Below are 13523 nucleotides of genomic sequence, written 5' to 3'. Positions count from 1 at the left end.
CCACCTCACATGGATAGTCTGTTCTACCAACTCGGGAAGCTCTCGACGTCGACATCGTCGTCGGCGACGAAAGTCGAAAGCGGTCCGCCCCGCGTCCCGCGTTGGGTTGGTCCCCTCGCAGTCGCGGTGCTGGCGTTCGGTGCCGCCGTCATCGCCCTCCCCGTGACGCCGCTCACACTCGCCGGCTACGTCGTTCTCGCGCTCGCCATCGCGGCGGTGTACGACGCGGTCGAAATCGTACAGGCGTACGAAAAGCGGACGCTCACCACCTTCGGAGAGTATCAAGGCATCCTCGAACCGGGGCTGAACATCATCCCGCCGTTCATCTCGAAGACCTATCGGTTCGACATGCGGACCCAGACGCTCGACGTGCCCACACAGGAGGCAATCACCGAGGACAACTCGCCGGTGACTGCCGACGCCGTCGTCTACATCCGCGTGATGGACCCCGAGCGCGCCTTCCTCGAAGTCGACAACTACCGCCGAGCCGTCTCACTGCTCGCACAGACGACGCTCCGGGCCGCGCTCGGTGACATGGAACTGGACGACACGCTGGCGCGACGGGACCACATCAACGCCCGGATTCGCAAGGAACTCGACGAACCCACAGACGAGTGGGGCGTCCGTGTCGAATCCGTCGAGGTTCGCGAGGTGAAACCCTCCGCGGACGTCGAGAACGCGATGGAGCAACAGACCTCCGCCGAGCGCCGTCGTCGTGCCATGATTCTCGAAGCGCAGGGTGAACGCCGCTCCGCCGTCGAGAAGGCCGAAGGTGAGAAGTCGTCGAACATCATCCGCGCGCAAGGTGAAAAGCAGTCGCAGATTCTCGAAGCGCAGGGTGACGCCATCTCGACCGTTCTCCGCGCCCGCGCCGCCGAGTCGATGGGCGAACGCGCCATCATCGACAAAGGAATGGAGTCGCTGGCGAACATCGGCACCTCGCCGTCGACGACCTACGTGCTCCCGCAGGAACTCACGTCGCTGCTTGGTCGCTACGGAAAAGGCCTGACCGGGTCCGACGTGCAGCAGGCCGACGGACTGGAGAGCAAGGACTTCGACGCGGAGACCCGAAAGTTACTCGGGTTGGACGATATCGAGGAGATTCTCGGCGAACTCGAACTGGACGAGACGGCCGACATCTCCGCGGACGCCGTCGACATCGAAATCGAAGACGGCGGAGTCGAGACCCAGACCGAATCGTAGGTCAGGGCACCGACTGGTACTCACGATAGACCTTCCAGAGATATGCGCTACTGAGTATTCCCGCGATTCCGAGAAGAATCCAGTTATTCGAAAAGGGAGGCTGTGGGTCCATCGCTCGAAAGAGGGACGCCGTCACTAAGCCGACGATAATTAGCTTCGTTTTCTTGGAGACCAGAGAGATCAACGTACGCCCCATTTAGCAACCAATTGTCATCAAGCAGTCGTTCTGGCGAACAGATAGACGAACAGCGTAAACGAACTGCCAAACGTCAATACTGCGTACAGAAGCACGGACTTCCACGAGTCGGTCGTGCCGTACCAACTCGTCACTGCAGTTCCGACTACCGACAGTCCCAGAAGGCTATACACGATTGGCATTCCTTCTAACGAGAGGTCGCCACCAACGACCTCCACAGCGACGAGTGTAGAAATAAGCCCGCAACAGATAGCGAGGAGGCCAGCAGTGGACCGCCGTTCGATAGTCAACCCCATGCCACAATTGACAATTTTTTAGAATGAATACTTTGTCATAGTGGTGGGTACTGAACCCTGTTCTCAGAAGAAGAGTTGAGAACGCTTGGTTGGTGGGTCGGCGCCGAATCCAGCTATTCTTCGTCAGCGCGAACCGTCATCACCGGCACGGGAGACGACCTGACGACGCGCTCGGCGACACTCCCGATGAGGTAGTGGTCGATACCCGTCCGGCCGTGGGTACCCATGATGATTGCGTCGACGTCGGTGTCGGCCGCGTAGTCGGTGATGACCGAATGTGGGATGCCTTCCTGGACGACACGCTCGACTGCGACGTCGTCCGGGAGTGCGTCGGCCGCCGCCTCGACCGCCTTCTCGGCGCGGTCGAGTTCTGACTCGCGCCACACGTCGGGCGCGATGCCGCCGGACGGGCTCTCGAACCGGTTTCGGGAGTCGGCGACCGAGAGGACGTGCACGGTCGCGCCCAACGTCTCGGCGAGTGATGCGGCGTGTTCGATTGCAGCGCTCGATGCGTCGCTTCCGTCGGTCGGCAGGAGGATGTGTTCGTACATGTGTCGAAGGCAGAGCTACGGATAGTTAGTCGGTTTGGGTGATTCCGAGTGTGTTGGAAGATTGTTCGAGTGGAAAAGCGATGCCGGTGTGGGGTGGGCTGAAACCGGGTCGCCGGGGTTCGCGGCGGTTAGAACCCGGCAGCCATCAGGAACAGCGCCAGCGAGATGATGGCGAAGAGGACGCCGACGAAGTTCTTGATGGTCTCAGTTTCGAGTGCGTTCGAGACGTACGGGGCGATTTGGCCGCCGAGGACCGTCGCGGGGACGGTGAAGACGACCATGTTCCAGTGCGTGCTGGCGAGCGACAGCGAGTGCCCGCCGACGAGACCGCCGCCGAAGACGTGGACGAGCGATGCCAGAATGGCAGTCAGCGCGACCACGATGTGGTTCGTCCCGATAGCGACGCGGACGGGGACTTTCGTGCTGAGCATCGAGATGATGCCGAGTTCACCGACACCGAATCCAGCGAGTCCCTGGAAGGTGCCGCCGATGCTGTAGTTGGCGAAGCGACGGAGGTAGCCACCGCGCGTGTAGCGGTAGTCGTCGCCTTCGCGGTCGACACGGGTGACAGTTCCGTCGTCGGCCGTCCGAACGCCTGCGGGACCGAGCTTGCCAGGGTCGTTCGGGAGGTCGGAAACTGCACCGCCATCGGTGGCAGTGGCGTGGTCCGAATTAGAACTGGTGCTGGAACCGGGTTCCTCGTGGGCGAGGTCGGTGTTGAAAAGCAGGTAGGACGCCGCGAGGAGCGCGATGCCGAGAAGCGCGTGGAAGACGACCTCCGGGATGATAAAGGAGAGGAGCGCGCCCCCGACGACGAACGGGATGGACCCTGCAACGAGCGTGAGCGCGAGTCGGCGGTCGACGAGTCCGTACTGGATGAACGCGATGGCCGAACTCGACAGGCCGAACGCTTCGCTGATGAGGCCAATCTTCACCAACTGCGCGGGTTCGAGGGGGTTGGCGAAGATGGGGAAGATGAAGATGAGGAACGGGACGAACAGAGCAGACCCGCTGATGCCGACCGTGTTCACGATAGTCGCACCGGTGAGGAACACCGGGAACAACCACCAGTACTGCAGCCAGTAATCCGTGCCAGCGCCGGACGGCGTCGGCGCGATGGTGAACACGGCGGTGAGGAACAGCAGTGGTGCGATGAACACGAGGATGTGTTGATACTTCAGGAACGACTTCTGGACGTGACTGAGAGACTGAGTGCTCATGGTTCTCGTTGAGTCAGTTACGCAGTGTTGTTCGCGCCTGCTCTGTTGGAGCGACGCGATAGAAGTGAGCCGTATGCCGAATCGTCAGCGGAGTCGTCGCACCACGTGCGACCGACCACCGTGTCCGAAGGGGTAGCCGACTCACACGCCGGCGCTGCCGGAGTGAAGTCGTTTCCCGAGATGTCGAGCGACCAACGTGCCGTTGTCGGGAACATCTACGTGATGCCTCCCTTGGGAAAGAGGTGGTGTACGTCGTGTCCTACGGGCTCGTCCGCCGAGTTGCGGGTCACGGTGGAAGTGGCATAGCGAGGTCGGGGTAATAAGTCTTGATGACGATACAGGTTTTGGGTACAGTCACCACACCGACGCGCGTCGAAAAGGTGGCAACGTGTGCTTCGACCCACAGTCTGTATCAGTCGAAGATGGCTCGTCGAACGAGTTCGCGCTCGTTTTCGTACGTCAGTCGGTCGAGTGCTGCGGTCGGCTGGAGCCACGCGCGAGCGTCCACCTCGTCGTCTGAGTCGAACGGATGCTCCTCAGCGAGTTGCATATGCCAGACGAACACGCCCTTTGGGTTGGCGTCGACCGCGTACTCGTAGCGCCCAGCGAACCGCCCGCAGTCAACTGTGCAATCCGTCTCCTCGTGGACTTCGCGCACGGCGGTTTCGGCCAGCGTCTCTCCGGGTTCGAGCTTTCCTTTCGGGAGCGACCAGTCGTCGTAGCGCGGGCGGTGGACGAGACAGAGCGCACCGTCGTCCCGGCGGAGGAGGCCGCCAGCGGCGAAAGTGAGTGTTGGAGTGTCAGTGTTCACGTCAGAACTCGTCCGGGGGGGTGAGGCTGTCGTCGTCGGGGACCTCAGGTTCGATACCGTCGTCGAGCGACTGCAGGTCGAACTCGCGGCGGAGGTCGTGAATCCGGTCGCGGATGTCGGCCGCCAGTTCGAATTCGAGGTTGTCTGCGGCCTCTTGCATCCGGTCTTCGAGGAAGGAAATCTGTTCGCGGGCCTCCTCTTCGTCCTCGGGGCCGTCGCCGGAGATGCCGCGGGTGTCGGTCTTGCTCCCCGGGAGGTTCGTCTCGCCGACTTCCTTGTCGATGGTCGTCGGGGTGTGGCCGTGTTCCTCGTTGAACTCCTGCTGGATGCGACGACGACGCTGCGTCTCGGAGATAGCCGACTCCATCGCGTCGGTCATCTCGTCGGCGTAGAGGACGACCTCGCCGTTGACGTTGCGGGCGGCCCGTCCCATCGTCTGGACGAGCGTGGTCTCAGAGCGCAGGAAGCCTTGCTGGTCGGCGTCGAGAATGGCGACGAGTGAGACTTCGGGAATGTCCAGCCCTTCCCGGAGGAGGTTGATGCCGACGAGCACGTCGATGTCGCCGAGGCGGAGCGACCGAATGAGTTCGTGGCGTTCGAGCGTGTCGGTCTCGTCGTGCATGTACGCCACGTCGACGCCCGCTTCTTCGAGGTATTCGGTGAGGTCTTCGGCCATCCGCTTCGTGAGGGTGGTGACGAGGACGCGCTCGTCGCGGTCGATTCGCTCGTCGATACGAGCCATCAGGTCGTCGACCTGCCCGGTCGCTTCGGTGACTTCGACCTTCGGGTCCACGAGGTGGGTCGGGCGAACGATTTGCTCGACGATTTGCTCGGAGTGCTCGCGCTCGTAATCGCCGGGCGTCGCGGAGACGAAGAGCGTCTTGCCGGTCTTCTCTTCGAACTCCTCGAACGTCAGCGGGCGATTGTCGTAGGCCGTCGGGAGGCGGAAGCCGTTTTCGACCAGCGAGTCCTTTCGGGACTTGTCGCCAGCGTACTGGCCCTTGATTTGCGGGAGCGTCACGTGCGACTCGTCCACGACAGTGAGGAAGTCGTCGGGGAAGTAATCGAGGAGCGTGTACGGGGCGTCGCCCGATTCGCGGTCAGAGAGGTGGACCGAGTAGTTCTCGATGCCCGAGCAGTGGCCCGTCTCGCGTAACATCTCGATGTCGAAGGTGGTGCGTTCTTCGATGCGCTGGGCAGCGACGAGGTCGCCCTGTCGCTGGAAGTAGCGGACGCGGTCTTCCATCAGCGCCTCGATTTCCGAGATGGCGTCCTCCAGTTGGTCCTCGGGAATCGAGTAGTGTTCCGCCGGGTGGACGAGCACTGCCGGTTCGGAGGACTTGACCTCGCCCTCCAGCGGGTCGAGTTTCAGCATGCGGTCGATTTCGTCGCCCCAGAACTCGATGCGGACGGCGTAGCGGCCGTACATCGGATAGACTTCGACGGTGTCGCCGCGGACGCGGAACGTCCCCTGTCGGAAGTCCACGTCGTTGCGCTCGTAGTTCAGGTCGACGAGTTGCCGCAGGAGTTCGTCGCGGTCGATTTGCTCGCCGACTTCGAGGCGGAGGGCCATGTCGGTGTAGTTCGTCGGGTCACCGAGTCCGTAGATAGCCGAGACAGAGGCCACGACGATGACATCATCGCGGGTGAGAAGCGACCGAGTCGCAGAGTGTCGCAGGCGGTCGATTTCCTCGTTTATCGACATGTCCTTGTCGATGTAGGTGTCGGTCTGTTCGATGTAGGCTTCAGGTTGGTAGTAGTCGTAGTAGGAGACGAAGTACTCGACCGCGTTGTCGGGAAAGAGATTCTTGAACTCCTCGTACAGTTGGGCGGCGAGCGTCTTGTTGTGGGCGAGGACGAGCGTCGGTTTCTGTATCTCTTCGACGACCCACGACACGGTGTTCGTTTTGCCGGAACCGGTGACACCGAGCAGGGTTTGGACGTCGGCACCCTCGCGGAATCCGCGGGCCAACGCCTCGATAGCCTCGGGTTGGTCGCCCGCCGGGTCGAAGGGCGCATCGACCCGGAATTCGCGCTCTGCGTCGGGTCTGTCGGCGGACAGGGGACCGGACTCACTCATTGCCCCGACGTTGGGCCGGGGCGTACTTGAGCGAGGCGGTGCTTGTCACCGTGGGAATCGTTTTCCCCCGCTAGGTCGTACAGTACGACATGACACGCGAGGAACTCGAACGCGCGAGCATGTTGCTCAAAGAAGCCGCCGAAGCGACCGACGGCGACGTACAGGAACAACTCTACGAGCAGTCCGACCAGTTGGCGAAACTCGCGACCCGTGACCAAGGGCCCGACCACGGTCGTCTCGCCCGCCACATGACTGTGCTCCACGACCTCGCCGAGGAACTCGACGGCGACGTTGCCGAGACGGTGCGCGACGCACGACAAGAAGTCCTCGAATACCGCAAAGACGTTCCGGGCGTCTGAGCGACAACGGACAGTTCGGTGGCTGAAACGCTCCACAGACATAGCGAGCGTCTGACGCTCGGCAGACACACCCCTTCGTTTCAACTGGAACAAGAGGGACTGACACAGGAAGCTGTGTACAGAGACACGGCCGACTTAGATGGCCAAAGAACTTCGACAAAAAGAGCTTAGCAGACGTTCTTCGGCTTGATTCCCATTCCTTCCAGCGTCTCGACGTACTCGTCGTAGGCCGCTTCGACCACTGCATCGGCAGCCTCGCGGGCGACAGCCTCGTCTTCGACGAGGTCGTCGATAGCGGCCTCGATGGTGTCGAGTTGGTCGTTGAGGTCAGACTTGAGCGTGCGGAAGTCGTTGGCAGTCATCGGGTCCGCGTCGCCGACGAAGAACCCGACCATCTGCTCGACGGTCTTCAGCGAGACGAGCGCGCGGGCGAGCGCGCCACCGAGGCGGCCGTCGGTCGATTCGAACTCCGAGAGCACGTCGTAGACGTTCGGCTTGGTGTCCGCTGGGTCGGAATCGACGGCGGCGGCGTGCTCGCCGGCGGTGTCGGCGAGGTCCGAAAACAGCGCGGCGGCCTCGTCGTTCGGTTCGTCGTCGGACCACCAGTCGAACAGGTCGGCGGCGGCGTCCGCCTCGGCAGCGGCCGCGGCGCGAACCGCGTCGCCCTCCATCTCACCGCCGGTGACGGCGTAGAGGGCTTTCGAAGAGCCGAGGCGGGAAAGCGGTGTCTCGTGGTCGTCGCGGAGCGTATCGAGAAGGTCTGACATGTGTTGGGTGTACGTCCGTTTCGGGTTTGTACCCATCGGCGGCGGCGAGTTCGGCGGGTGGTCTGTGATGCCCCGGGAGACGTGGAAGTGTTGTCCCAGTCGCCCGATTCGGCCTTTCGACGGCGGCCGATGGGTCAGAATATAAAACATTATGTGATGTTTATTCGTGAGGTATTCTGTAGCATGTCGAACGTTATCAGGTCAGCAGCAGAGAGTAGTTCGAGATTGGTCGAGCGCTACCTCCCCGACGCGTTCCTGTTCGCAATCATCCTCACGGGTGTCGCATACGCGCTCGCGATGGTCTTCGTCGCTCCGGGTGACGGAGCCGGAATGGTTGGCCACGCCCAGAACCTCCTCATCGACGGCTGGTACAGTGGCTTCTGGAACCTGCTCTCGTTCGGGATGCAGATGACGCTCATCTTGATGACCGGCTACGCGCTCGCACAGACGCGGCACGTCGATGCACTGCTGACCAGACTGGCTCGGGTTCCGAACTCCGAGCGCGGTGCCGCGGCGATGGTTCCCGTCGTGGCTGCGGCGGCGTCGTTCGTCCACTGGGGACTTGGCCTCGTCGTCGGAGCCCTGTTCGCCCGGAAGATTGCATCCGAGGTCCGCACCATCGACTTCCCAATCGTCGTCGCGGGGGCGTACGCCGGGTTCGTCGTCTGGCACGGCGGCCTCGCGGGGTCGATTCCGCTGCTTTTGAACACCGACGGCAACTTCCTCATCGAAGCGGGCGTTCTCAGTTCGACGTTCGGGACAGGTGGGACGATATTCACCGTGGCGAACCTCGTGCTCGTCGTCACGGTCGGCTTCCTCTTTCTCCCGGCGCTCTTCGCGCTGATGTACCCGAAATCGGACGCGAAGAAGACACCCATCGACCCCGAGGAGCTGGATGCAGCGGCCGATGGCGGTTCGACCGCGTCGGCGACGCTCGGTGCCGACGCGACGCTCGCGACGCGCATCGAACACTCGACAGTCGTCGCGGTCGGTATCGGTCTGGCTGGTCTCGTCGCGGTCGGCCTCTACTTCGTCGAGGGAGTCGCAAACGGGACGATGCCGTGGAACAACCTCAATCTGAACATCGTCAACTTCGCGTTCCTCTTTCTCGGCTTGACGCTTCACGGAACACCCAAAGCCTACGTCGAGTCCATTATCGAGGCAGTCGAGAACGTCTGGGGAATCATTCTGCAGTTCCCCTTCTACGCGGGTATCATGGGAATCATGGCCTATGCGCCGGGTGAGTCAGTGAGTCTGGCGACGCAAATCGCACAAGGGATGGTCGCCGTCTCACCCGAGGGAGCACTGGCGGTGATTGCGTTCTTCACAGCCGGTCTCGTGAACTTCTTCGTCCCCTCGGGCGGCGGCGAATGGGCAGTTATCGGCGAGACGCTCGTCACCGCCGCGAAGGCGTCTGGAACGTCGATTCCGCGGGTCGCGATGGCCGCCGCGTGGGGTGACGCGTGGACCAACATGATTCAGCCCTTCTGGGCGATTCCGCTGCTCTCCATCAGTGGCCTGTCGGTCCGCGACATCATGGGCTACTGCGTGATGGTCTTACTCGGAACCGGCGTGCTGGTCGCTGTCGGAATCAGCGTGTTGCCGATGTAGCCGCGAAAAGAACCGAAGAATCGAAGCGTCGAATTCGACGCGAACTGAAGTCGAGTCGCGCTCAGTTGCCCTTCTCGACCGGGGCACCGACGAGGTTGCCCCACTCCGTCCACGAGCCGTCGTAGTTGGTGACGTTGTCGTAGCCGAGCAGTTCGTGGAGCGCGAACCACGCGATAGACGAGCGCTCGCCGATGCGGCAGTAGGCGATGGTGGACTCGTCGCCTTCGATGCCTTCGTCGGCGTAGAGGTCGCGGAGTTCGTCGGCGGACTTGAAGGTACCGTCAGCGTTGACCGTCGCGGCCCACGAGATGTTACTTGCACCGGGGACGTGGCCGCCGCGCTGGGCGGTCTCCTGGAGTCCCGGGGGCGCGAGAATCTCGCCGGAGAACTCTTCGGGCGAGCGAACGTCGACGAGCGGCAGGCCCTTGTCGACCGCCTTTTCGACGTCGTCGCGGTAGGCGCGAATGTCCTCGAACGGACCCTTCGCCGTGTAGTCTTGCTCCGAGAAGGACGGGACTTCGTCCGTGGTCGGGTAGTCGTTGTCGAGCCAGTAGTCGCGGCCACCGTTCATGAGACGAACGTCCTCGTGGCCGTAGTACTTGAACTGCCAATAGGTGTAGGCGGCGAACCAGTTGGAGTTGTCGCCGTAGAGAACAACCGTCGAGTCCGGGGAGATACCGTGGGAGCTGAGAAGGTCACCGAAGTCCTCCTTCGTCAGCACGTCACGCGTCGTCTGGTCCTGCAGTTGGGACTCCCAGTTGAAGCCGATGGCACCGGGAGCGTGACTCTCGTCGTACGCCTCGGTGTCCACGTCAACTTCGACGAGTCGGTACGCCGGGTCGTCACTCTGGAAGTCGTCGAGGTGGTCCTCCACCCAGTCCGCAGAGACGAGTACGTCCTTCGCGTAATCGGAGTTTGACATCGCATTTCACTGTACGACAGCCTTCCCCATAACTTTCACAGCGACGGCACGTACGGCCTCACCCCCGGTGATGGGGAAAATATTGCCGCGTAAGGCCAGCCGTATCGGCCGTTTTTCGCACCGATTCCGACTGATACAGCTGGTTTTCGGGGGTAAATCGACACCATCGGCAACATCGTCCGGTATTTCGGACACGGGGCGAGGGGTGCGAAGAGGCACGCACCTAAATCCACGGCCCCAATAGGAGTCGATATGACAGACGTAGTCTCTGCGGCGTGGCTCGCCGACCGACTCGGCGACGTTCGCCTCGTGGACGTGCGAGACGCGTGGGAGTTCGACGGTATCGGCCACCTCCCCGGTGCGGCGTCGATTCCGTTCGATGAATTCCGGAGCGCCGACGGCGACGTGGGAATGCTCCCGGGACGCGACGTATGGGAGGACCTGCTCTCTGCGGCGGGCATCTCGGCTGGCGACGACATCGTCGCCTACGACGACATGCACGGCGTCTTCGCGGCCCGGTTTCTCGTGACCGCACTTCTCTACGGTCACGACCCGGAGAAACTGCACCTGCTCGACGGCGACTTCAGCGCGTGGAACCAACAGTACGAGACGACGAGCGAGGCGAGTGACCTGCCGGAAGCGACCTACGACGTGACCGACCCCGAAAAATCGCCATTGGTCGACTTCGAGACGGTCGATGCCGCGCTTGACGACGACGAAGTCGTCATCGTGGATACGCGCGACCCCGACGAGTTCGACGACGGGCACCTCCCCGGCGCGGTCAACCTCGACTGGCGCGAACTCGTCGACGACGAGACACGCGGGCTGAAACCCCGAAAAGAACTCGACGCCATCCTCGACGCCGCCGGTCTTACGCCCGACCGGCGAATCGTCCTCTACTGCAACACGGCGCGGCGAATCAGCCACACCTACGTCGTCCTCTCGCACCTCGGCTACGAGCACGTCGAATTCTACGAGGGGAGCCTCACCGAGTGGGAAGCACGCGACGGCCGAATCGTCGAGGAGTAGAGGTCAGTTTCCAACCTCGGTCGAGTCCGTCGCCGAGTCCTTGGTCGATTCGGCGGAAGTTGAGAAGTCAGAGAGCGTCGGCGTCGACGTCGCCGGGGGAGCCTCGTCTTCGACGTTCAGTTCGTCCCCGAGGAGGTTCACGGCCTCGACGACCAGCGCGACGACGAGCGGCCCCGCGATGATGCCGATTGGACCGAGGCTCAGCAGCCCTCCGACGAACCCGACGAAATAGAGGCTTCCAGGGAGGTCGGCCGTCTCCTTTGCGAGTCTGGGGCGAATGAGAATGTCGGGAAGCCACGCGATGGCGAACCCGCCGACGAAGACGACGAGGACCGCAGCGACGACTTCTCCGACCGCAAGATGGTAGATAGCCATCCCGGCGAGCAAGAAACTCGGCCCGACGATGGGGATGAACTGGAGGACTGCAGCGACAGTCGAGAGCGTGATGACGTAGGTGTAGCCGAGCGCCCAGAAGACCGCGAGCGCGATGAAAAACGTCCCGAAAGCAGTCGCAGCCTGTAAAACGTAGATTGCAAAGAGCGTCTCGCGACAGCGAGCGTTGAGGGCGCGGGCCGCAAAGCGGTACTCCTCGGGGACGAGCGCGAGCAACGTTTTCCCGACGGAGTCACCGCTGAGGAGCAACGCGAACACCAGAAATCCAGCGAGCGTGAGTTTGATGAGTAAGACGGGTGCGGCCGTCGCAACCGACTGCCCGACCGACCGAAGTACCGAGAAGACGACCGTTCGAATCTCTTCGACTGTCTCCACGAACGTCACGCCGAAAAGCTCGAACGAGATGGTGTCGGGAACGAGAGAAGCGAGTTCGAGAAGCACGTCCAACCGGAGCAAGAAGATGATGACGAGCGGCGAGAGCACGGCGACGACGCCGATTCCGGCGGCAACCGTTGCGATGACGCTCGACACCCACCGAGTCGTTCCCAGTGTTTCGAGACGGCGACGAAGCGGGATGAGGAGATAGGCGACCGTGATAGCGAAAAACACCGTCGCGAGCACGTCTACGAGGATGACTGCCGCGGCAATCGCGGTCAATGCAAGCACACCGCCGAGGACGTATGGACGGGAATTAGTCACATGTGTGACTACTCTTGCAACCGGCTAAACCGTATCGTCGCACGCGACAGACGTGACAATTTGTCTTAATATTCAATGAGGCCGACATCACGGGCGTTAAATACCACAGAGTGCAACAACCAAGTAATGAGACGACGCACCTTTATCAAATCTGCCGGTGCAGCAGGTGTATCGGCGCTTCTCGCTGGATGTACTGGAGGTAGTGGGACCGAACAGACGACCACCGATTCGGGTGGTTCGACGCAGACTGAGACGACGAGTTCGACTGGAACGACGGTCGGCGGCGAAGACCAGACGCTCGTCGTCGGGACCTACGGTTCGTTCGTCGACGCGCCCAGTACGAGTCCCGGACCATGGCTGAAAGACCAGTTCGAATCCGAGTTCGACGCGACGCTGGAGTGGCAGACCCCGGACGCGGGCGTGAATCACTACATCGAGCGTGCCCTTCGTGGGGTCGAGTCCGGTGCCGACCTCTACGTCGGCCTCGACGCGCAGATGCTCGTCCGCGTGGACGAGAAACTCGACGACGCGCTCTTCGCCCCCGCCGAGGGACTCTCCCGCCTCGGCGACGTGAACGAACAACTCGAATTCGACCCCGACGGTCGCGCGGTTCCCTACGACACGGGGTACATCTCGCTCGTCTACGACGAGACGCAGAGCGAAGGCGGAAAATTCACCGCACCCGAGACGTTCGACGGTCTCCTCGACCCCGAGTACGAAGGCGCACTTCTCGCGCAAAACCCCACGTCGTCGGCGACGGGGCTGGCGTTCTTGCTCCACACCATCGACGCGAAGGGCGAAGACGGTTACCTCGACTACTGGGCCGAGTTGAAGGAAAACGACGTGCGCGTCCTCGGCAACTGGTCTGACTCCTACACCGCCTACTCGAACGGCGAGGCACCCATGGTCGTGTCGTACTCGACCGACCAGGTGTACGCCAACGAGTCGGGCGCTGACATGGCCAAGCACCAGATTCGCTTCCTGAACGACCAGGGCTTCGCCAACCCCGAGGGGATGGCACCCTTCGCCGACGCCGCAAGCCCGGACCTCGCCTCGGAGTTCATGGACTTCATGCTCCGCCCCGAAGTGCAGGCCGAAATCGCGGTCCGCAACGTCGCGTTCCCGGCAACCACGACGGCCGAACTCCCCGAAGAGTTCGCCAAGTACGCCCACGAGCCGCCGGAGGCCGTCACGTTCTCCTACGACCGCCTTCAAGGCAACTTGAGTGGCTGGACCGACGAGTGGGCCCGCGAGTTCGCCAGTAAGTAAGGTGGTCCGCACGGCCAGTCGCCGTGTCGCCCGCCACCTCGAACAGCGACTGCTCTCCGTCGTCGCCGCGGCGACTGCCGTCATCCTCGTCGTTCTGTTTTACTACCCCGTCGCGAC

General features: G+C 62.4%; 13 protein-coding genes. 5 read left to right on the top strand and 8 right to left on the bottom strand.

All coding sequences use genetic code 11. The features are described 5' to 3' along the window. Positions 1-9 precede the first annotated feature (9 nt). On the top strand, positions 10-1203 hold the full coding sequence (locus tag C453_RS02345; protein WP_008322473.1) for an SPFH domain-containing protein: 1194 nt from the start codon (positions 10-12) through the stop codon (positions 1201-1203). A gap of 213 nt (positions 1204-1416) precedes the next feature. Here the strand turns inward: C453_RS02345 and C453_RS02335 are convergent, their stop codons facing one another. The 5 genes from C453_RS02335 to uvrB form a co-directional block, all read right to left on the bottom strand. Then, positions 1417-1695, bottom strand: a complete 279-nt coding sequence (locus C453_RS02335) for a hypothetical protein (protein ID WP_008322471.1) — start codon at positions 1693-1695, stop codon at positions 1417-1419. 113 nt (positions 1696-1808) lie between these two features. Then, positions 1809-2246: a universal stress protein gene (locus tag C453_RS02330; RefSeq protein WP_008322470.1), complete on the bottom strand. Its 438-nt coding sequence runs from the start codon at positions 2244-2246 to the stop codon at positions 1809-1811. A 128-nt stretch (positions 2247-2374) separates the two neighbouring features. After that, positions 2375-3466 (bottom strand): sulfite exporter TauE/SafE family protein, encoded by a 1092-nt coding sequence (locus C453_RS02325; RefSeq protein WP_008322468.1) that lies wholly within the window; start codon positions 3464-3466, stop codon positions 2375-2377. 412 nt (positions 3467-3878) lie between these two features. Further along, positions 3879-4277, bottom strand: a complete 399-nt coding sequence (locus C453_RS02320; RefSeq protein ID WP_008322466.1) for an NUDIX hydrolase — start codon at positions 4275-4277, stop codon at positions 3879-3881. 1 nt (position 4278) lies between these two features. Then, a complete protein-coding gene (gene uvrB, locus C453_RS02315) occupies positions 4279-6357 on the bottom strand; it encodes an excinuclease ABC subunit UvrB (protein ID WP_008322463.1) in 2079 nt (692 codons plus the stop codon). Positions 6358-6446: 89 nt separating this feature from the next. Between uvrB and C453_RS02310 the strand changes: the two genes are divergently transcribed. After that, complete coding sequence (locus C453_RS02310) at positions 6447-6716, top strand: DUF7553 family protein (RefSeq protein WP_008322461.1); 270 nt, start codon at positions 6447-6449, stop codon at positions 6714-6716. Positions 6717-6883: 167 nt separating this feature from the next. Here C453_RS02310 and C453_RS02305 read toward each other — a convergent pair whose 3' ends face one another. Further along, positions 6884-7483 carry a hypothetical protein gene (locus C453_RS02305; protein WP_049907512.1) on the bottom strand — a complete coding sequence of 200 codons (600 nt, stop codon included), beginning with the start codon at positions 7481-7483 and terminating at the stop codon, positions 6884-6886. Between the two features lie 183 nt (positions 7484-7666). On the opposite strand from C453_RS02305, the gene C453_RS02300 reads away from it, so the two are divergent. Then, positions 7667-9094, top strand: a complete 1428-nt coding sequence (locus C453_RS02300; RefSeq protein WP_008322454.1) for a short-chain fatty acid transporter — start codon at positions 7667-7669, stop codon at positions 9092-9094. Positions 9095-9155: 61 nt separating this feature from the next. On the opposite strand, the gene C453_RS02295 is transcribed toward C453_RS02300, so the two are convergent. After that, on the bottom strand, positions 9156-10016 hold the full coding sequence (locus C453_RS02295; protein WP_008322453.1) for a sulfurtransferase: 861 nt from the start codon (positions 10014-10016) through the stop codon (positions 9156-9158). Positions 10017-10268: 252 nt separating this feature from the next. On the opposite strand from C453_RS02295, the gene C453_RS02290 reads away from it, so the two are divergent. Beyond that, entirely contained in the window at positions 10269-11045 is a 777-nt protein-coding gene (locus tag C453_RS02290; protein ID WP_008322452.1) for a sulfurtransferase, read from the top strand. A gap of 3 nt (positions 11046-11048) precedes the next feature. Here C453_RS02290 and C453_RS02285 read toward each other — a convergent pair whose 3' ends face one another. Beyond that, positions 11049-12137, bottom strand: coding sequence for an AI-2E family transporter (locus C453_RS02285; protein ID WP_049907472.1), 1089 nt, complete (start codon positions 12135-12137; stop codon positions 11049-11051). Between the two features lie 126 nt (positions 12138-12263). On the opposite strand from C453_RS02285, the gene C453_RS02280 reads away from it, so the two are divergent. Then, positions 12264-13406 (top strand): thiamine ABC transporter substrate-binding protein, encoded by a 1143-nt coding sequence (locus C453_RS02280; RefSeq protein ID WP_008322447.1) that lies wholly within the window; start codon positions 12264-12266, stop codon positions 13404-13406. Positions 13407-13523: the final 117 nt, after the last annotated feature.

The organism is Haloferax elongans ATCC BAA-1513 (assembly GCF_000336755.1).
Lineage (GTDB): Archaea > Halobacteriota > Halobacteria > Halobacteriales > Haloferacaceae > Haloferax > Haloferax elongans.
Note: the sequence above shows the minus strand (reverse complement) of the source record. Positions and strands in the feature narration are given on the sequence as shown.